The following is a 20,909-nucleotide window of genomic DNA, read 5'->3' as shown; positions in this document are numbered from 1 at the left end:
CTTTCCCTTTTCATTGTACTTTGCACTTTATAATAGCCCATTATGAATAGACTTTTCACACTGTTACCGTTATTGTTTGTATTTCTAAATTGCAAAGAGCCTCACACGGCTAAAGATTTAAGTGCCGAAAAAAGAATATTTCCAAAACTAGAAACCAACAGGTATAATGTTGCTTTTCTAATCATGGACGGTGTTTATAATACGGAATTTACCGCGCCCTATGATATTTTTCAACATACCATATACCGAAAAAATATAAAGGCAATGAATACATTTACCGTGGCAAATACCCTAAAACCCATTACTTCTTTTGAGGGATTAAGAATTTTGCCCGATTACGATTATACCAAAGATTCTCTTCCGCAAATCGATATTTTGGTCGTTCCCAGTGCGGAACATCACTTAGACACCGATTTAAAAGATACCATAATGCTCAATTTTATAAAAAAAGTAGACAAAGAGGCTGCATACATTACCAGCCATTGCGACGGAGCCTTTGTTTTGGCAAAGACAGGAATTCTTGATAAGGTAGCCTCTACCACTTTTCCAAGCGATATTGCCGCCTATAGAAAAATGTTCCCGGAATTGGACATTCGTGATAGTGTTTTATTTGTTCATGATGGAATATATATAACATCGGCCGGCGGGGCAAAAAGCTTTGAAGCGGCGTTATACCTTTGCGAAGTTTTATATGGCGAAGCAATTGCAAAATCCCTCGCAAAAGGTTTGGTCATTGATTGGGATTTAAAAGAAGTACCACACCTTATTCTTCATTGAGTTCATACCGTGCTTCTTTCAAATATTTTTCAACAACTTCATTAAATTCGGGCGTAATCCTAAATAATGCCGTGTGATCCAAGGCATATAACTCTTCCATATCCTTATACCCCTTTTTTAATAATTCTTCCAAATAAAACAATGCCGTACCAAAATCCTCGATTTTTGAACTATTTGAAATAATCTTTAAATAATAATCATAGTTTAAAGGTTCCGTAATGGTTTTCAATTGATGCAAAAAATTCAAAGCTTCTACATCTACAGTTTTTTCAGCAGATATCAAGTCAATCGTATCTTCTATCAAGGCGTTTAAATAACTTCGCAACCTTTTCCCCATTCTTTGTTCAAAAGGATTGTTGCTCTTTTCAATTTTTTCAAGTTCGGTCATTTGGTAGTTCCACCACCCTAAATTGTTATAATTATATGTAAGTACATCTTCCTCTAAATAGTAATCATAATCATCTTTAGTAAAAGACTCCTTTAAAAAATAATTGTTTTTTGCCCTATTATTTTCCCTGAAGGATTTACTTCTTTTTAGTGACTTCTGTGTAGTCTTTATGGAATCTATATTTCGTAAAGGATTATAGGCCCGAATCATATTTGATAATAGATAATTGGACAATAAAGGCTTCTTTTTAGTGAACAGTGAATTTGCCTCCGTCAAAAACTCGTTATAGGACGAATCTATAAAAGTTTCATCTTTCGCTACAATCCCTTTTGCCATAGCACTTAGTGTAAATATTCGCAATGCAGTTGTTAGGTTTTTAGTAGTCGAGTTATTTCCCTCACCATCAAAAACAATAAGTTGATTCGGAAACCTTAATCTATCAAGTGCTTTTTGAACATCAATGGATTCCGTATAATTAAAATCCTCCCTATCAACTATACCAATGTAATGAAACGGTTTTTTGGAATTGAGTACTTCTAGATTTCCAATGGATGCCCCATACGAAATTACGCCCGTAATCTTATTCACAAAAGTGGGAACGACAGTGGCAAATCTCGCACCACCATTGAACCCTGCCAAATAAGTACGTCCTCTTTCTATAGGTAGAATGTCTGTCACGGCATTGAACATTCTATTGGCAACCAATATATTTTGGGACAGCTTAAGTGTATCTCTTAAGTTGTTGGAGCTCGCAAGTATATATCCTTCGTTCTCCGCGGCAATTTTAAAATCGGACAGTGCATCTTTTGCTTTCCCATCCATATCCAAAACAAAAAGCACCGGCCAAGAGGCGGAGGTTTTAAAATTACTGGGCAAGTAAACGGCCATAGTTTCCTTTAAAGAATCGTTGACGATCAAATTGTCCGTAATACCACCTTTAGCCAATCGAAGTTCTTGGGCCAAAGTAATCAAAGGAAGGATTAACAACAGAAAGGGTATGGTTTTTCTCATTTTTAAAGGACATCAAAAATCTGGCCAAATTATTCTTCTTATTTGCAGAATATTGTTTAACACTCGTGAAACGATAGAAATATACGTTATATCCGTTTTCAATGAAAAGAATTTATATACTTTTAACTTTATAAATAGGAGCATTTTTTATGATGTGTGATAAAACAATATTCGTTCGTGTTTCTCCATATTGGATTAATTTGTCTATAAATTTTTCCAAATGGAATTGGTCTTTCAAGACCACTTCCATCACTATATTTTCATTCCCGGTAATCCTGTAGCAATTCACGACCTCATCAAAAGCATCTACCGTAGCAAGAAATGGTTTCAATTTCCCCATGAAGGCCCTTAAAGTAACCATGGCCTTTAATTGATGTCCGGTCAAAGCATGTGAGACCATGGCCGTATACCCCATGAGCACACCGGCATCTTCCATCTTCTTGACACGCTCGGCCACTGCAGGTGCCGTAAGGCCAATAGCGCGACCAATATCAGCAAAAGAGGTCCTCGCATTGCCTTGTAATTGGTTCAATATTTTCCAGTTTAACTCATCTATCTTAATATCCAAATTATTTTTTTATTAAAATTAATATTCTAAAGTAAATTTAGACAATATCCTTTGAATCAAAAGCAAACTATGCTGAATACATACTAACTTTATGGTATTAAGCTGTGAAAATGTCCGCTAAGAATCTTAGAAATATTCCTGTATATAGAAAAGCATTGGAGCTTTGCGTAATGAGCAGGGAAATTGCTTCCTATGTATCGTTGAACAAAGATTTGCTTAAGCTCTATGAATCCAACAGCTTAAGGGACATTATGGCAAATTCGCTATTGACAGATGCCATTCTTATTCCTCAAAAAATTGCAGAGGTAGAATTTTCAAAGTCAAATGTATTTCGTAGGCGTCAGATTTCGTTCATCAATATTATGATCAGAAATATAAACTCTTATTGCCGCGGTTTGGAAAAAGATGGTATTCAGGAAATAGAATATTTAAACCTATTACGCAGGGAAATAAAAAGTTTTAGCGGTCACTACAAAAAATGGAAACTTTCCATCAGCTAAACTCCTGAATCTATTTTGCTTAAAGCATAATCTTTTATTTCCTTTATTTTTTAAAGTTTTACTTTTGATGTAGCAAAAACATCAACTTGAAAACAACCATCCTCATCAATTGTCCCGACCAACCGGGCATTATCAGTTCAGTTACCAATTTTGTTCATTCGGAAAAAGGTAACATCATATATCTAGACCAGCATGTTGATTTATCCGCCAATGTATTCTTTATGCGTTTGGAAAGCGAGTTTGACTTGGAAAAATTCAATTCGGAAGTTTTTAAGGACAAATTCCAAATTAACATAGCCGATACATATCAAATGCAGTGGAGCCTTCATATGGACAATCGGAAACCAAAAATGGCACTTTTTGTTTCCAAGTACAATCATTGTCTTTATGATATTTTAAGCCGATTTAATTCTGGAGAATTGAACGTAGAGATACCCTTTGTTTTAAGTAATCATCCCGATTTAAAATATATCGCAGATCAATTTGAAATTCCGTATTATTATATTCCGTTTACGAAAGAAATACGAAAAGAGGCAGAACAAGAACAATTGAAGCTTTTAAAACAACATGAAGTAGATTTTATTGTTCTGGCCCGTTATATGCAAATTATTAGTGGCAGTCTAATCAATGAATTCCCCAATAAAATTATAAACATACACCACTCATTTCTCCCGGCTTTTGCAGGAGCAAAGCCGTACCATGCCGCTTTTGATAGAGGGGTCAAGATTATTGGTGCCACAAGCCATTATGTAACGGAAAAACTGGATGCAGGGCCCATTATCGAGCAAGATGTGACCACAGTTTCCCATACACATTCCATAAGCGATTTTATAAGTAAAGGAAGGGATTTAGAAAAAATAGTACTTTCCAGGGCAATTAAATTGCACCTATTGCGAAAAACGATGGTCTACAACAATAAAACAGTTATTTTCTCGTAAAGACAATATAAACGGATAACGGAACGAAAAATGGAAATAATAAAAAAAGTCAGTGCCATATTTTTAATACTTATAGCAACATCCTGTACGGAACTACAGCAAGTAGTGAACCAACTACCTAGCGGCACAACACTTGGAAATGAAGAAATAGCCAACGGACTAAAAGCCGCCCTTGATAAAGGAATTGAAAAACAAGTTAGCAAATTGACCAAAACCGACGGTTTTTATAAAAACCAGCTAGTTAAGATTCTTTTGCCCGAAGAACTGCAAAAGGTTGACAATACATTACGGGACATTGGTTTGGGAAACCTGGCCGATGAGGGTCTAAGAGTGTTGAACAGAGCTGCGGAAGATGCCGTCTCGGAGGCCACGCCAATATTTGTCAATGCCATAAAGGGCATGACGTTTAATGATGCCAAAACCATATTGTTAGGGAATGATAGCGCAGCAACCGATTATTTGGTAAAAACCACTCGAACACAGCTTTATGACAAGTTTAATCCGGTAATACAGTCTTCGTTTGAAAAAGTGGGCGCAGATAAGATTTGGACTTCCCTTATTAATAGGTACAATGCCATCCCATTGACTGCCGATGTAAACCCAGATTTGACCGATTATGTTACCGGTGAGGCACTTAATGGTGTATATACGATGATTGCGGTAGAAGAACGTGAAATAAGAACAAAAGTTTCTTCTAGAACCACGGATTTATTGCGAAAAGTATTTTCACTTCAAGATTAAATTTCTTTTACGGCTTTAACAATATTACATCATATTCTACGTTAAAATTTTAAACATCAAATATCTCCGTTTCAAGATATTAGTCAAAATTTTGAGTTAGTAATTTTTGAGTTAGTTAGTTAGTTTTAAAAAAACCGGTGGGAGCATCGGTTTTTTTGTGCCTTAACTTTGCTTTTCTGGAATAAAACCGGACTATCAATAAGGTAAATTATTATCGGGGCTTACTGTTTTAAGAGTTTGTTAAGATTTGTCATAGCTTTTTATAAGTAATTTAACGGTAGAGCTAATTCATCAATCAAAACCTAATGAGAAATCTAAGAATCTTCATCACGTTCTTACTTCTTGCGTCATCGCCTTTTTCATATTCTTTTGAGTCTGATTCAAAGAATATTAAAAACAAGTTGTTACTATATGATAATAATAACTTGGAACTTGCTGATGATTTGTTTGAAGTAGGGAAATACGAACAAGCCATTGCTACATACCAACGCATCTTACAGAACAAGGAAAATCCTAATCCTTATGTATTTAAAAAAGTAGCGCAGAGCTATTCTGCATTAAAAAGACCTATAAAAAGTATACAATATATCGAGGAATATCTAAATCTAGATTTCAATACGGATGTTTTGGCAGATTCTTGGTTTGATGGCATTAGATCTACTCCGCAGTTTGAAGCGATAACAAAAAAGTATGTTCCAAAATTTAGCCTGTGGTCTTTTATGTATTTGTACGTAGCCTTAATAGGCTTTTATGTTGCATTGGTAATCCATTTTAACAAGAAGGTCGATTTAGTCGCAAGAATATTGATAAGTAGTTTTATTTTTATCCACTCTTTCTTTATTCTTCACATTTGCCTGAATATTACAAATTATCAATATCAGTTTCCACATACCTATTTAATGTCTACCGGTTTTTCCTTTTTGTATGGACCGTTACTATATTTCTATTTTAAAAGAATTACGCAACGCTATAAGTTTAAGGCAAAAGACTTAATTCACTTAATACCCACTGCACTCTACATTATATACTACTTCCCCGTTTATGCACTTCCTGCGAGTGATAAATTGGAGCTCATGCTGAATAGAATAGAAAACGGACATAATCCCGGTGATTCTCCAGATATCATTCTATTGGTCAGCTTAAAATTCATCTCTTTGGTCGCATACGGATTTTTTATTAGGAAATTATACATTGCCTCCAAAAACAAAAAAGAGGGGCTTAGCAAAGAAAATAGAATTTGGCAACGCAATATTTATATTATCCATATAACATACATTATCTGTTATGCAGGCTATGGCATTTTAATCAGCAACAATGTTATTTCTGGATATTTATACCATTCCCAAGTTATTTGCATGGCACTTATGGTTATGTATATAGGATATAGTGCCAATGTGCAACCAAGCGTTTTCAACGGCTCCGTTAGTTTTGACAAACTTTTCTTCAAATATGAAAAATCTGGTTTAACATCCAGTTTATCCCAAGAATTGAAAAACAATTTGATACATCTATTTGACGAAGAAAAAATTTATAAAGAAAACGACATTAATCTAGAGAAATTGGCAACTCGCCTGAACACCACTAGACATAATGCTTCACAGGTCATCAACGAACATTTTAACATGAACTTTCACGAGTTGGTGAACAAATATAGAATTAGGGAAGCCAAAGAAATCTTTGAAAAGGACAATCAAAGAAATTTAAATATCATAGATGTTGCCTATGAAGTGGGTTACAACAATAAAGTTACGTTCAACAAAGCTTTTAAAAAAGATACGCAAATTACGCCCAGCGAATATCAAAAAATCTCCTTGAACATCTAACGGTAATATCACGTAATCATTTATCGGCAGCGTAAACGTTTATAAGCTCTTCCCAAGTTTACAATAAGAGCATGTTATTTTGGCTTATACATTTCTAGTGTAAAAGCAGCTCTGAAAAAAATTTTCTTCAATTAAATCCTTCATTTTGATTGTTAGAGTTTCGTTTGAATTAGTCATCAGACCACTTCAGGGCTGCAATTTACATTTTAGAACTTTTAAGGAATCGCCCCACTCTAAATCAATTTAGACTATTCCTATTTTGACTGATTATGAATTTCCGCTTCTCTATTTTTTGTTTTTTTTAATTCTGAATGCCGATTTAAGATAAATCAAAAATATAACGCCATTACCCAGAATTGTTACAAAAGGTAAAATAGGCGTAAACTTTCTTCGGATAAGTAAACGTTTATAAGTATTTCCCTTTTCCTCTAAAAGAACACATACCCTTAAACAGGAATTATTAACTTTGTATTAACATAGCTAATGTAAAACAACTCTTTAACAATTATAATTTTCAAATAATTATAAACTTCGTTTACCACGTAATTATTAAAACTCAAACAATTAAACTGTTTTGGAGTTGTTATTTACATGCATAATTTCATAACTAACTCATTTAAAATTTAACGTATGAAAAAAAAATGTACTTGGTTGTTAATGTTCTTCTTAATTGGTATTTGTGGGGCATTTGCACAAGAAAAAACAGTAACAGGTACCGTTACGGATGAAACAGGTCCTTTACCCGGAGTAAATATTTTGGTCAAAGGAACAACTCAGGGAATTCAGACAGATTTTGATGGAAACTATGCCATTCAAGTCTCGGAAGGGCAAACATTGGTATTTTCCTATTTAGGGCTAAAAACAGTTGAGCGTAAGGTAGAAAATACCTCGATCATCAATGTAACCATGCAAGAGGACGCTTCACAACTAGAGGAAGTAATTGTAGTAGGTTATGGAACACAAAGCAAGCGAAACCTTACGGACAATGTTGCGAAACTAACCTCGGACGATATCAAGGAGGTACAAAATCCAAACTTTCAAAACGCGTTGGTAGGTAAAGCTGCAGGGGTACAGATTACACAGACCAATGGAAAAGTTGAAGGTGGTATAAACATTAGAGTTAGGGGTGCGGCCAGTATCAGTGGTGATTCCCAGCCTTTGTATGTTGTAGATGGGATTCCGCTACTGGATCCATTGAGCGATAATGATGTATTTCTACCAGGGGCCGCAAATAACGCCACTGGTAACGGGGCACCAACAAATCCGTTGTTAACTTTAAGTGCGAACGAGATTGAATCCATAGATATTTTAAAAGATGCATCTTCGGCTGCAATTTATGGTGCCAGAGGTGCCAATGGGGTTGTCATAATTACTACAAAAAGAGGAAAACAGGGCAAAGCAAGTTTCTCCATAAATCTGGCGCAAGGTTTTTCCCAACCTACAAACAGAAGAGAATATCTAAATGCGGCGGAATACGTAGAATTGTTTACCGAGGCAGGTAGGAACTCTCCGTTTTTCACTCCGGATGAAGGACAAGCATTCGTGGAAGCTAGATTTGACAGATATGCTGGCGATACGGATTGGAGAACCGGTGAGGTAGATACGAATTGGCAAGATGAGTCCTTTCAAGACGGTTACCAAACGGACGCAGATTTTTCCGTTTCCGGAGCAGATGCCAAAACATCTTATTTCTTTTCCGGAGCTTATAATAATTCTACAGGTATTATTAGAGGAAATGAACTGGAAAAAGCTTCGGCAAGAATTAATTTAAGCCATCAGCTGACGGATAGATTCAAGGCCGGAATGAACTTAAGTTTTTCCAGAGCGGAAATAGACCGTATTTCAAATGATAATGCCTTTTCAACTCCTTTACAGGCCATAGCGCAATCTCCCTTGGCATTGACACGCCTACCAGACGGAACTCCTAATTCCAGTACGCAGTATGGAAACTTTTTATTCGATTTGGACAATGCTTTCTTCAAAACGATTATAAGAAGACTTACCGGGAAAGCTTATGGTGAATTTAAGTTCACCGATTATCTTAAAATAAATTCTGATTTCGCCTATGATTTCTTTTCACAAACGGAGGATGACTATGATGGGCTTAATGCACTGTTCCAGTCAACTAGTGGTCAAGCTATCGCAACGGATATTTATTCTGAGAATTACATCTTTAGTAATTATCTCACATTTGATAAAACATTTAATGAAAATCATGATGTTAACTTTGTCCTTGGTACGGAATTCAATAAAATAAACCGAAGAATAGGCAGTGTTACCAGTATTCTGTTCCCGAGTGATGCCATCCCGGTAGTAAGTAGCGGAGCAGAAGTAACTTCCGGTACGGGAATACAGAGAAGAAGTACTTTTCTTTCCTATTTTGCCAGGGCCACATACTCTTTTGACAATAAATATCTTTTTAAGGCAAGTGTTAGAAGGGACGGTTCGTCCAGATTTGGTAGCAACGTAAGGTTCGGTACTTTTCCTTCATTCTCCGCGGGTTGGGTATTATCGGAAGAAAATTTCCTTAACAAATCCGAAACGCTTTCGTTCTTAAAACTAAGAGCCAGTTGGGGACAATTGGGAAATGCTGAAATTGGGGATTATCCTTCAAGATATTTGTTTACCAGTGCTTCCTATAACAAGCAGGGTGGTTTAGCTCCCTTACAACCCGGAAATAATGAGCTTACTTGGGAGAAATCCGTTCAAACTGATATTGGTCTAGAGTTTGGTTTCTTTGACAATGCAATTTCCGGTGAAATTGATTACTACAATAAAGAAACGGACAACTTGCTATTTGCACTGCCCTTGCCCGGAAGTGCAGGTGCCGCAACGGTAAACACCAATGCAGGTACGCTTGTAAACAAAGGGGTTGAATTTGTTTTGAACACTAGGAATGTGAGTACTGAAAACTTTACATGGACCACCAATTTCAACATCGCCAAAAATGAAAATGAAGTAACGGCACTTGCAAATGACAATGCCGATGTGATAACAGGACGAAATATCCTAAGGGTAGGTGAAAACCTGAATTCCTTTTATATGATAGAATATGCAGGCGTTGATCCCGATAACGGAGATGCATTGTATTTTTTAAACACGGAAAATGCGGATGGTACATTGGATAAAACAACTACCAACAATCCAAACGAGGCACAAAGAATTGTGGCAGGAAATCCATATCCAGAATGGACCGCAGGACTTACAAGTAACATCAACTATAAAAATATTGATTTCACGTTTACTTTTCAGGGACAATGGGGTGCCAGTATCTTCAATGATGCCGGTCGCTTTGAATCTGCCAACGGGGACTTTTTTGATAACCAAACAAGAGATCAATTAAACAGATGGCAACAGCCAGGTGATATAACAGATGTTCCACAAGCCAGGTTGTTTGATGCCAACGGGACGGCTAGATCAACCCGTTATTTGGATAATGCGGATTTTATACGTCTACGAAATATTTCACTAGGCTATACTATCCCGGGAGAATCCATTGCAAAAACCGGACTTTCCAGTGTTAGGGTTTACGTCTCAGGATTAAACTTGCTTACGTTTACCAACTTTGAGCAAGGATGGGATCCTGAATCCACAATAGATGTAAATGGTCCTGCACAACCGGGTATTGCGTTTTATTCCGCTCCTCCTGCCAAAACAGTAACCATTGGTCTTAACATTAACTTTTAAAAAGCATAAAGATGAAAATATATAAGAAAATAGTAATTGCATTTTTAGTCTTTGCCGCTTTTGCATGTGAAAGCGAGCTTGAATTTGACCCAATAGATAACTTACCCGGTGAAAATGCTCTTGCAACAGAAGAAAATATTGTGAGCGTATTGGTAGGTGTATATGAGGAAGCCGGTCAAGATGATTCTTACGGAGGTCAATTACAGATATTGGTAGATCTCCTTGGCACCACGGATCAGGTAATCTGGAACGGTACTTTTGTACAGCCTAGGCAGGCTTTTTCCAAAAACTTTTTGGTAGATAATGTATGGGTTAGGGATGTTTGGGGAAATGCCTACGAAGGTATAAATCAAACCAATCTAATCCTTGAACGTTTGGATTTGGTGACCAGTAGCGAAGCAGAGCGAGATAGAATTGAAGGGGAAGCCAGATTTCTCAGAGCCTTGTTCTATTTTGATTTGGTCAGGAACTTTGGATTGCCCTATGAATTTGGGGAAATCAACGATCAACCGGGCGTTCCAATCAGAAATACTGGGATTATTGATTATCTAGTACCCTTAGATGCGGCCAGAAATACCGTTCAGGAGGTATATGACCTTATACTGTCAGATGCTGCTAGAGCTTACGATATTCTACCGGCTTCCAATGGTTTTTATGCTGATAGATATGCAGCACAGGCGTTACTTGCAAGGGTTTACTTTCAACAAGGCGACTATGCCAATGCCAGGGATGCGGCAGACGATGTATTGACCAATAGTGGCCATGCGCTAAATGATGAGTTTAGACAGGCTTTTAACAATGATACCGATAGTGTTGAAGATATTTTTGCATTCCAAGTCACGAGCCAAACAGGCTTTAACGACCTTGTAGTACATTATGCCTCTGAAGATGACGGAGGAAGAGGAGATGACATTGCTATTGAAGATGGGTATTTGGCCTTGTTTGATGATGAAAACGATGTAAGAGCTAGTTTCAATTATATCAACCCGGTTAACGAAAGTAGACTTACTTTAAAATACACTAATCAATTTGGAAATATACCCACATTCAGAATAGCGGAAATGCATTTGATACGATTGGAGAGTAATTTTAGGGAAGGAACATCCATTGGTTTGGATCCATTGACCGAAATTAATGCATTAAGAGCCCGTTCCTTAGCTGCGCCATTGGCAGGCCCTCTTACGGAGGAGTTGATTTTCAATGAAAGACAACTGGAACTTGCTTTTGAAGGCTTCTTGATTCATGACATCAAAAGAACCGAAAGGAATGTTGATGACCTACCTTACAATGATCCTTTATTGGTATTTCCAATTCCACAATCAGAGATGGACACCAATAAGCTAATGATGCAGAACCCAGGATACGGTGGTTAAGTATAGCTAAACCAAATACTAAAGACCGAATGTTCCTTCATTCGGTCTTTTTTTATGGGACAATATGTGTACTCTCCAAATTCAATTATTCAATGAGATTTAATTTTAAATCATAGGGGTCAACAGGTAACTACTTAATAAAGTTTATCATTTCTGGTAAGCGTTAGGTTGAGTCTTGCAGCTAAGTCCAAGATATACTAAAGCAAATACCCTTTTTACAGATAAATAGTTTTAGACTACGCTCGAACGGACATTAATTTTATCACCAATAAATTGTGGATCAATTTTGTAAACAATAAAAAGGTATCTACTTCACGACTGACCTTTATTATATTGAAATTAAATACGTAATACCAGATAATTCTGATAAAACACAGTCGTTTTACGTAAATATTCAGTAAACAATCATCGGAAAAGGAAATGTTTATAGGTATTACCCGTTATATAGGCGCACATATCTTTCTTTGAATAAATAATCTAATCAATAGTAATTATGAGGCAGCTCTGAGACAATCTTCAAAAAAAGAACTTCTGTCTTATTTTTAGAGTGGTTATTTGAATTAGCTATCAATAAATACCTCTCAGGGCTGCAATTACTATCTCCACTACTCTTTCACTCTTTTATAGAGTCCATCAAAAGCGACTGAAACAACTTTTTCCCCTTGTAAAACTTCCCAAAGTTGGCGTACGGTACCATCGGGATTATTGGTCCAAGTAATTCTATCAACGTACATGTTTCCATCTTTATGTTCAAAAGAATCAGAGGTCAATATCATTTGATTCCCCGATCTATTACCTTTTAGCTTCAAGTGTGTTCCTGAGTTATCTACCCACAATTGCTCCCATTGCTTAGTTTTAAGATTGAAGAAGTTTAAACTAGTACCCGTGTTTTTTCCGTCAATACCTATCCACTCCTCTTTTAAGATACAACCTTGCTGTAGTTTGGTAATGGTATTGTTCCCCGCTTTTGTACCATTTGCATTGGTGACTTCCCAAGTACCCAACCAAAAGTCAAAGGAGCCATGGTTTTCAGTGCAACAAGGACAATTGTCACTCTGAGCGGAAACAGAGTGTCCGATAATTAATAGCAGTACTGCTAAAATTCGATATCGCATGTTGTTGAGACTTGATGTTATTTCATTCCGTTTAAATAGCCGATGACCATATTATTGAAAAGTTTAGGCTCTTCTACATTTACAACATGACCACAATTTTCAATGATAAATAAATTGGAGTATTCGTGGGCGTCCGCTACTTTCTTTATCGTAGGGAGAAATAGATAATCTTCTTCGCCCATTACATATAATGTGGGTATTTTGATATCGGCCGCCCTAAAAAACCGAAGCAATGGATTTATTTCAGAGGTTAGTTTAAACCAACGTATAAACTCTTTTTGATATAGCTTTTTGGCTTCCCTTACAAACAACAATCTAGATTCCCTATGATTTCTGTTCGGCATGATAACAAATGCAAAAAACTTATATAACCACAGATATGGCACCATAGATTTGAGGAAAACCCCGAGCCGCATTAAAATCTGGGAACGTAGGTTCAATTTCATGATAGCACCGCCCATGATCATACTTTCCACTCTTTCGGGATATTTTTCCGCTAAATTCCTAATCAAGATAGTTCCTAGGGATATACCGATAAAATGGGATTTTTCGATTTTCTCAAAATCAATGACCTCAACGATATCATTGGTTATGGAGTCAAAGGTATACTGCTCGTCAAAAGCATCTTTTAAGTTGGGTTTGGAATTGCCATGTCCTCTCAAATCCAACAAAAGCACATTAAAGTGTTTTTTGAATTCCCGCACTTGTTTGAACCAAATAGAGGAACTACCTCCGGCACCATGCACGAAAGTAACCCAAGATGTAGCATTTGGATGTTTGTATTTGGTATAGTTTAGCAATGTGTTCTCTATACTCTTTTTGAGAGCAAGTAGCAATGTATTGAATCTTTTCTAATTCTAAATCAATTTGCTTAAAAATTAAGCGCTATATCCCTCATTTTTAAAAGATTCATTAGGTTTTTGTTAAAAAAAAGACAAATTACCTGATTATTAGTTGTATAGCTTGATCAGGCAACATCTAAATCTTGATTCTCAACGTATATTTGTTAGAACAAATTATTACTATGGAAAAGCAATATTGTAAAGTAGGAACCGTGACCCCAATGGCTGCGAATGCAGATGCTATCACCGTATTGGAATATCAGTATCAGAATTTTTTGGATAAAGCTTCCAATATTAAATACTCGAACACACAATTAGGTGAATTTTTTGAGCTTAAGGCGCAAAAGTTAAAAAAAGCGCTTGAAAATCTAGTTTAAGTAGGCTTAGGCTAATTTTTTAAGTTCTTCAGCCATTTGATGCTGTATGTCTTCGGCCTTGCTCTTGGCGGCCAAAGCAAAATCTTTTTCATTGGAAGCGTATATAATTCCTCTGGAAGAGTTTATAAGTAGACCTACGTCCTTTGTGATGCCGTATTTGCAAACTTCTTGTAAACTACCTCCTTGGGCTCCCACACCTGGCACCAACAAAAAGCTATCAGGAACAAGTGTCCGTATTTCGGATAAATATTCCGCTTTGGTGGCTCCCACAACATACATTAAGTTTTCTGAACCTTTGTAGGTCAATGAGGTTTTAAGAACCTCTTTGTACAGTTCCGAACCCTCTATTTTTTTAGTTTGAAAATCATAGGCACCCACGTTAGAGGTCAATGCCAACAAAATAGTATGTTTATGATGGAATGATAGGAAAGGCTCTACGGAATCCTTTCCCATATAAGGTGCTATGGTGATGGAATCAAAAGCCAAATCTTCAAAAAATGCCTTTGCATATCTTGTTGAAGTATTTCCTATATCACCCCGTTTGGCGTCCGCTATGGTGAATAGTTCCGGATAGTTTTCGTTGAGATAACGAATGGTCCTTTCCAGGGCCTTCCACCCTTTTATTCCGTAGGCCTCATAAAATGCGATATTTGGCTTATAGGCAACACAAAGATGGTGTGTGGCATCAATAATACTTTTATTGAATTCAAAAATGGCGTCTTCTTCTTTTAGTAAAAAAGACGGAATCTTTTCTAAATCCGTATCCAGACCAATACATAAGAATGACTGTTTTTCATGGATTTGGGCAATTAAATCTTCAATCTTCATATACGATCACTAAAAAATCTCGGAAGCCTCTTTTAATTTCTCCGTATTCTCCACAACACGAAGCTCATCAACTATTTTCTGAATATCTCCGTTGATTATATTTTGCAGATCATATAGAGTTAGACCGATTCTATGATCAGTTACCCTACCCTGTGCATAGTTGTAGGTACGAATTTTTGCGGAACGATCACCGCTACTGACTTGGGAATTTCTCTTGGCGGCATCCTCTTCCTGTTTTTTGGCCAATTCCAAATCATATAGCCTAGAACGTAAAACCCGGAAAGCCTTATCCTTATTTTTATGTTGTGATTTTTGATCTTGGCATTGCGCGACCAATCCGGTAGGGATATGTGTTAAACGAACTGCTGAATATGTTGTGTTAACGGATTGTCCACCGGGACCCGAGGAACAGAAAAAATCTATACGAACGTCTTTTGGGTCAATTTGCACGTCAAAATCTTCCGCCTCAGGCAAAACCATTACCGTGGCGGCACTGGTATGTACCCTACCCTGTGTTTCCGTTTGTGGAACGCGTTGCACGCGGTGTACACCTGCCTCGTACTTTAAAGTTCCATAAACATCTGCACCGTTTACTTCAAATTGAATTTCTTTATATCCTCCACTGGTGCCTTCGCTTAAATCGATTACATTGGTTTTCCAACCTTTGGATTCACAGTATTTGGTATACATCCTGAAAAGGTCGCCCGCAAAAATACTGGCCTCGTCACCGCCTGTACCCGCTCTAATTTCCACGACAACATCCTTGGCATCTTCAGGGTCTTTTGGAATAAGCATAAACTTGATTTCATCCTCCAATTTTGGAAGCGCGCTTTTAGCTTCTTCCAACTGCATTTTTGCCATCTCCAACATTTCCGCATCGCTACCATCGGCAATTATTTCTTCCGCCTCGGAAATATTGTTAGTCAACGCCACGTACTCATCACGTTTAACGACCAATGCCTTTAGGTCACTATATTCTTTCGTCAATTGCACGTATCGCTTCTGATCGGCAATGATATCCGGCTGGATAATCAGGTCGGAAACCTCATCAAAACGTTGCTTAACAATGTTTAACTTATCTATCATATGGGTTATTCACTTGTCTTGCGAATTTACAATAAATATAAAGATTGAAATCTTGAAAACTGGTCCAAAAAACCAAAACAATAGTTGAGGAGATGTGCTCAAAGCCCAATCAAATAATTGAACTAATCCCGTTCAAGTCAATCCAACACAAAAGTAGTTCCCAACGTAACGATAAATGCATTTAACCCATCGCTCCTGTTGTACGAATTAAGACGAAGATCTATCGCCTTTAAACCGAACAGAAAAATTCTTGCTTTGGTAAAAATATCCTTATAACGAAAACCCAATCCAATTTGATTGGCACTGTAAGCGGATAAATCATAATCGGAAGTATAGAAATCAAACGTAGATAAGGCGTTTTCTTTTTCAAAAAAATAGTCTGCGGCGGTTTGGTTATAATATCTATAATTTGGATAAATGGTAAATGAATCGTTGATTTTAATGGGAACCTCTATGCTTGCGGTGTGTGAATTGATTCCCCAATTATCAGTATAAAACCGATAATAAGACCTGACTACAAAAGCATCCGAAAGAAAATAGTTCAATCTCGCTCCAACAGGGATTTTAAACCTGTTGTCCGGCAGTCTTTCCACATCGTCCGCCAACTGAAAATCTTCAATAAAGAAATCTTCGCTATCCCCAAAATAAACCCTTTGGAAAGGCGTACTTAAAAGTCCTTGCTGACTTACTAAATCCATAAAAACAGAAGCTTGTAATCTTTTGCCCAATATTTGGGACAAAGCCAATGAGACGGAATAAGAGTTCCGGTTCTCATTTTCAAAAGGAACAAAATTTGGCGAGTAAACTCCGTTCCCGGTGGTTCTGTTATCGAAAAATCCATTTCTTAACTCAATGGGATATTGTGGATTCCATTTGTCCAAAAAAATATTCCCATTGATGGATACTTCCGTATTTTTTTCATTGAACAATTTTGTATAACCCGCACCAAAACCTATGGAAAAATAATCATACTCCGAAGAAACATAGGCATTGGCACTCACGATTGAATTTCTATCTTCCGAACTATGCTGATAAGATGGATTAAAATAGGCCAGAACATCCTGCCGGGAAGCCCCCGAAGAAGCGCTAAATGGGCTGGTATTGTTGGCCGGATTCCCGTCAAAAGGATTTACATTACTACTTGAAGCAGAAGTATAGGCTGAAATTCCGGTATCCACGGTCAGTACATCGTCAGGATTCAAAGGAATTTTTACGACGATTGTAGAAGTGGCATCCGTCAACTCTTCGGTTCCTTCGCCACCGGTCACGGCCGCATTGTTACCATTTTGACCATAATAACTAAAAAGCAAATCAATCTCCGCAGCTTCCAGCACTCTTTTTTGGTAAGCCGTACTGCCGGCATCCTGTGCTTTCAAGCAAAAAACAATACAGCAGAAAAAAAATAAAGAAAGTCCCTTGGACATGTGTTCAGTTAGATTAGATATTAAAAGAGACTGACTAAGCTCAGGGTAATTTTGGACAAAGGCCAAAATTAATTACAACCGCAACCACCTCCTGATTTGCCTCCGTTGGCTCCCGCAGAAGCTTCTCTATATATCTGAAAATTAGTCTCAAAACGTTCGGCTCCCCTTGCAGAAAGTAGCATTTCCTCATCGTTCAAATAAACCTTGTCATATTCTTTTACGGCAACACATGAAGTACACAATAAGAGACCTAAGAAGAATAGTATTAGACTTTTCATAACTCCAATTTAAGGATTACTATCGAATAAAATTCCACTGCTCTTATGTATTTTATTATCCTTATCCACGATAATAACCTCGGTACCGCCCAACTGATTTATAAGTGAGAGCCCTGCATTTTTGCCCATTATAAAAATAGCCGTAGCCAAGGCATCGCACAGTTCGGCACTTTTTGCAAAAACAGAAACACTGTTTATTCCCGAAGACGGGTACCCTGTTCTCGGATCAATGATATGCGTATATTTCTTATTGTTGATGATAACGTATTTTTCATAATTGCCCGAAGTAGCTACGGAAGATTCCAAAATAGGAAGCCAAGAGAAAATTTTATCCTTGCTTAATGGATTGGCTATGCCGATGAGCCATTTTTCGCCGCTTGCTTTAGTTCCCCACGTAGTCAAATCTCCAGATGCATTAATGATTCCGGCAACTACCTGTTTGGAAACCAAAAGTTCTTTTGCCTTATCGGCCGCATATCCTTTCCCAATGGCGCCAAAAGAAATTTTCATTCCTTTCTCTTCAAGAAATACGGTACTTTCAGTAGCATCCAAAATGATTTTTTTGTAACCCACTTTAGCCACGGAAGCTCTTATTTTGGCATTCGATGGCATATTGGTCATTGAACCATCGAATTTCCAAATTTTGTCCATTGAAGCATGGGAAATGTCAAAAGCCCCATCCGTTAATTCAGAAATTTGTTTGGAACGTTCTATCAATTTAAAAAGTTCTTGGGAGATTTTTACAGGTTTTACTCCCGCATATTTATTTATTTGATACGTTTCCGACTCCTCGTCCCAAGAGGAAATCAGCTTCTCAATTCTTTGGATTTCTCCTATGGCCTCCTGAATATTTATGTAGCCTAAATCCTCATTTTCGGAAACTACTGTAATCTCAAATTGACTACCCATCAATTTGAGTTCTTTTTTGAGCGTTACGTAATTTTGACTTTGACCTATTGCCAAGATAGATAGAAGAAAAAATATAGATGTAATTAAGGGCTTCACTTTTGAAAAGAATTTAAAAGTGAAATAAAATAAGCTGGCGGTTTGTTCCGATAACCAAATTCACCTAGAACTTCTTGTTTTTTGTTTAAAAGAACAACAAGGGGCACATAACTTTTCGGGTTAAATTTCTCCGAAAGCTTTTTATTGGTCTCGACCAAATCCGGCGCAAGTTGATTCTTCTTTTTCCGTGGGAAATCCGCTTTATATAGGATTAGATTTTCATTGGCGTAATCTTCAAAATCTGCTGTTTCAAAAAATTGCCTCTCCATACGAATACAGGGTGCACACCAATCAGAACCAGAAAAAACCAATAACAAATTTTTACCGGAACCTTCCAACTTTTCCTCGGCAGCCTCATACGTTTCCTCCCATTCCTGCGAAAATACAAAAATGGATATAAGAAAAAATAAAATGGAAAATTGCGCTTTCAAGGATAAGGGTTTAGGGGTACTTTAAAGAACTATTCAAAAATGCGAAGCATTCTACCTTCTTGTTCTATATTATAAATTCTGATAGGCTTTGGTGTACTGTTGGATATACTGTTCAATGGTGCTCCATCTTGACCAAATCTTGAACCATGCACATCACAATAAAAAATACCACCTTGTTCACTTACGAACCGTACTTGATCATACTGTTGATGACTGCACACTTGTGTGGCCGCAACAAATTCGCCTTCTAAATTTTTGGCAACGACAACAAGGTTTTTAAGTATAAATCCTCCATCGTTGGCCAAATTAGCAGCTTCGGCACTATCTAAATCTATCGTAAAGTCAATACCGGTGGGCTGTTTTACGATATCACCATCTATTTCATCACCATCTTTAGAACAACCTCCAAGACAAGGAAAGGTAATCGCAAAGGCCGCTCCTGCGCCTAAGCTTTTCAAAAATTGCTTTCTTTCCATAACAAGTTTATTTATTTAAATAACGCTATAAATGACCTAATCGTATGCTCTAATAAATAAAGGTGCCAAACTCACTTTTGATGGTCAGTTTTTTAGAAGTGGAAGCTTCTACTTTCCCGATAATTTGAGCATCTACTCCAAATTCGTTGGAAATACTTATCAAGTCCTGTGCCGTTTCCGGTTTTACATAAAGCTCAAGACGATGACCACAATTGAATACTTGGTACATTTCTTTCCAATCCGTTCCGGATTGTTCCTGTATTAATTTGAACAAAGGCGAAATTTCAAAGAGATTATCTTTTATAACGTGAAGATTATCTATAAAATGGAGAATTTTAGTTTGCGCACCACCACTGCAATGCACCATTCCATGTATTTGAGTGCTCGAATATTTATCTAAAATTCGTTTTACTATCGGCGCATAGGTTCTTGTAGGCGAAAGCACCAACCTTCCAGCATCCAAAGGTGATCCGGGCACTTCGTCCGTTAGTTTAACGTTGCCCGAATACACTAAATTCTCAGGAACCTCTGCATCAAAACTCTCGGGAAACTTTTCCGCTAAATATTTTGAGAATACATCATGACGAGCAGATGTTAATCCGTTACTGCCCATACCCCCGTTATATTCTTTTTCATAGGTAGATTGACCAAAAGAAGCCAAACCAACGATGACATCTCCGGCCCGAATATTGGCATTGTCAATAACCTTGCTCCTTTTGAGTCTAGCGGTTACGGTTGAATCCACGATTATGGTACGAACCAAATCACCTACATCCGCAGTTTCTCCACCGGTTGAATGAATTATAATACCGTGTTTTGCCAAATCGGAGATTAATTCCTCGGTTCCATTTATAATCGCGGAAAGCACCTCTCCAGGGATTTTATTCTTATTTCTGCCTATGGTCGAGGACAATATAATATTATCCGTAGCTCCTACACAGATCAAATCATCAATGTTCATGATCAAGGCATCCTGCGCAATTCCCTTCCAAACGGAAATGTCCTCTGTTTCCCTCCAATACATATAGGCCAAAGAGGATTTGGTTCCGGCACCATCGGCATGCATGATCAAGCAATAATCATCGTCACCCGTTAAATAATCAGGGACTATTTTACAGAATGCTTTGGGAAACAGCCCTTTATCTATGTTTTTAATAGCATTGTGCACATCTTCTTTAGATGCGGAAACGCCACGTTGGGCATATCTTTTACTGGTGTCTGAGGACATGGGTTGAATTTTG

General features: G+C 37.3%; 20 protein-coding genes. 8 read left to right on the top strand and 12 right to left on the bottom strand.

Going from position 1 to position 20,909, the window contains the following annotated elements; translation table 11 throughout:
- Positions 1–42 precede the first annotated feature (42 nt).
- On the top strand, positions 43–777 hold the full coding sequence (locus tag ACKWBX_RS05740) for a DJ-1/PfpI family protein (RefSeq protein ID WP_413967693.1): 735 nt from the start codon (positions 43–45) through the stop codon (positions 775–777).
- Here the strand turns inward: ACKWBX_RS05740 and ACKWBX_RS05735 are convergent.
- Together ACKWBX_RS05735 and ACKWBX_RS05730 are read right to left on the bottom strand one after the other, a co-directional pair.
- On the bottom strand, positions 764–2,176 hold the full coding sequence (locus tag ACKWBX_RS05735; RefSeq protein ID WP_413967692.1) for an alpha/beta hydrolase family protein: 1,413 nt from the start codon (positions 2,174–2,176) through the stop codon (positions 764–766). The genes ACKWBX_RS05740 and ACKWBX_RS05735 overlap by 14 nt on opposite strands.
- A gap of 112 nt (positions 2,177–2,288) precedes the next feature.
- Positions 2,289–2,744 (bottom strand): Lrp/AsnC family transcriptional regulator, encoded by a 456-nt coding sequence (locus ACKWBX_RS05730; protein ID WP_413967691.1) that lies wholly within the window; start codon positions 2,742–2,744, stop codon positions 2,289–2,291.
- Between the two features lie 110 nt (positions 2,745–2,854).
- Between ACKWBX_RS05730 and ACKWBX_RS05725 the strand changes: the two genes are divergently transcribed.
- The 6 genes from ACKWBX_RS05725 to ACKWBX_RS05700 all read left to right on the top strand — a co-directional run bounded on the left by ACKWBX_RS05725 (position 2,855) and on the right by ACKWBX_RS05700 (position 11,806).
- Entirely contained in the window at positions 2,855–3,244 is a 390-nt protein-coding gene (locus tag ACKWBX_RS05725) for a hypothetical protein (protein WP_413967690.1), read from the top strand.
- An 86-nt stretch (positions 3,245–3,330) separates the two neighbouring features.
- The gene (purU, locus tag ACKWBX_RS05720) at positions 3,331–4,182 is read left to right on the top strand and encodes a formyltetrahydrofolate deformylase (protein ID WP_413967689.1); all 852 of its coding nucleotides are present in this window, start codon (positions 3,331–3,333) and stop codon (positions 4,180–4,182) included.
- 30 nt (positions 4,183–4,212) lie between these two features.
- The gene (locus ACKWBX_RS05715; RefSeq protein WP_413967688.1) at positions 4,213–4,923 is read left to right on the top strand and encodes a DUF4197 domain-containing protein; all 711 of its coding nucleotides are present in this window, start codon (positions 4,213–4,215) and stop codon (positions 4,921–4,923) included.
- A gap of 305 nt (positions 4,924–5,228) precedes the next feature.
- A complete protein-coding gene (locus tag ACKWBX_RS05710) occupies positions 5,229–6,746 on the top strand; it encodes a helix-turn-helix domain-containing protein (protein WP_413967687.1) in 1,518 nt (505 codons plus the stop codon).
- Between the two features lie 630 nt (positions 6,747–7,376).
- A complete protein-coding gene (locus ACKWBX_RS05705; protein ID WP_413967686.1) occupies positions 7,377–10,433 on the top strand; it encodes a SusC/RagA family TonB-linked outer membrane protein in 3,057 nt (1,018 codons plus the stop codon).
- A gap of 11 nt (positions 10,434–10,444) precedes the next feature.
- A complete protein-coding gene (locus tag ACKWBX_RS05700) occupies positions 10,445–11,806 on the top strand; it encodes a RagB/SusD family nutrient uptake outer membrane protein (protein ID WP_413967685.1) in 1,362 nt (453 codons plus the stop codon).
- A 605-nt stretch (positions 11,807–12,411) separates the two neighbouring features.
- Here ACKWBX_RS05700 and ACKWBX_RS05695 read toward each other — a convergent pair.
- Together ACKWBX_RS05695 and ACKWBX_RS05690 are read right to left on the bottom strand one after the other, a co-directional pair.
- Entirely contained in the window at positions 12,412–12,921 is a 510-nt protein-coding gene (locus ACKWBX_RS05695) for a hypothetical protein (RefSeq protein ID WP_413967684.1), read from the bottom strand.
- 17 nt (positions 12,922–12,938) lie between these two features.
- Positions 12,939–13,721, bottom strand: a complete 783-nt coding sequence (locus ACKWBX_RS05690) for an alpha/beta fold hydrolase (protein WP_413967987.1) — start codon at positions 13,719–13,721, stop codon at positions 12,939–12,941.
- A gap of 224 nt (positions 13,722–13,945) precedes the next feature.
- Between ACKWBX_RS05690 and ACKWBX_RS05685 the strand changes: the two genes are divergently transcribed.
- Positions 13,946–14,140 carry an SH3 domain-containing protein gene (locus ACKWBX_RS05685; RefSeq protein ID WP_413967683.1) on the top strand — a complete coding sequence of 65 codons (195 nt, stop codon included), beginning with the start codon at positions 13,946–13,948 and terminating at the stop codon, positions 14,138–14,140.
- Positions 14,141–14,146: 6 nt separating this feature from the next.
- On the opposite strand, the gene pyrF is transcribed toward ACKWBX_RS05685, so the two are convergent.
- From pyrF to ACKWBX_RS05645, 8 genes are all read right to left on the bottom strand, one after another.
- On the bottom strand, positions 14,147–14,968 hold the full coding sequence (gene pyrF / locus ACKWBX_RS05680) for an orotidine-5'-phosphate decarboxylase (RefSeq protein WP_413967682.1): 822 nt from the start codon (positions 14,966–14,968) through the stop codon (positions 14,147–14,149).
- 9 nt (positions 14,969–14,977) lie between these two features.
- Positions 14,978–16,054 carry a peptide chain release factor 1 gene (prfA, locus tag ACKWBX_RS05675; protein ID WP_413967681.1) on the bottom strand — a complete coding sequence of 359 codons (1,077 nt, stop codon included), beginning with the start codon at positions 16,052–16,054 and terminating at the stop codon, positions 14,978–14,980.
- Between the two features lie 137 nt (positions 16,055–16,191).
- On the bottom strand, positions 16,192–17,478 hold the full coding sequence (locus ACKWBX_RS05670; protein WP_413967680.1) for a DUF3570 domain-containing protein: 1,287 nt from the start codon (positions 17,476–17,478) through the stop codon (positions 16,192–16,194).
- 68 nt (positions 17,479–17,546) lie between these two features.
- Positions 17,547–17,756, bottom strand: coding sequence for a DUF4266 domain-containing protein (locus tag ACKWBX_RS05665; protein ID WP_413967679.1), 210 nt, complete (start codon positions 17,754–17,756; stop codon positions 17,547–17,549).
- Between the two features lie 9 nt (positions 17,757–17,765).
- Positions 17,766–18,761, bottom strand: coding sequence for an FAD:protein FMN transferase (locus ACKWBX_RS05660; RefSeq protein ID WP_413967678.1), 996 nt, complete (start codon positions 18,759–18,761; stop codon positions 17,766–17,768).
- Positions 18,758–19,192 (bottom strand): thioredoxin family protein, encoded by a 435-nt coding sequence (locus tag ACKWBX_RS05655; protein WP_413967677.1) that lies wholly within the window; start codon positions 19,190–19,192, stop codon positions 18,758–18,760. Before ACKWBX_RS05655 ends, ACKWBX_RS05660 begins: the two co-directional genes overlap by 4 nt.
- 29 nt (positions 19,193–19,221) lie before the next feature.
- Positions 19,222–19,668 carry a QcrA and Rieske domain-containing protein gene (locus tag ACKWBX_RS05650; protein ID WP_413967676.1) on the bottom strand — a complete coding sequence of 149 codons (447 nt, stop codon included), beginning with the start codon at positions 19,666–19,668 and terminating at the stop codon, positions 19,222–19,224.
- Between the two features lie 49 nt (positions 19,669–19,717).
- A complete protein-coding gene (locus ACKWBX_RS05645; RefSeq protein ID WP_413967675.1) occupies positions 19,718–20,896 on the bottom strand; it encodes an AIR synthase related protein in 1,179 nt (392 codons plus the stop codon).
- Between the last annotated feature and the right edge of the window lie 13 nt (positions 20,897–20,909).

Origin of the sequence: Maribacter algae, assembly GCF_047345745.1 — a bacterium.
Taxonomy (GTDB): Bacteria; Bacteroidota; Bacteroidia; order Flavobacteriales; family Flavobacteriaceae; genus Maribacter.
Note: the sequence above shows the minus strand (reverse complement) of the source record. Positions and strands in the feature narration are given on the sequence as shown.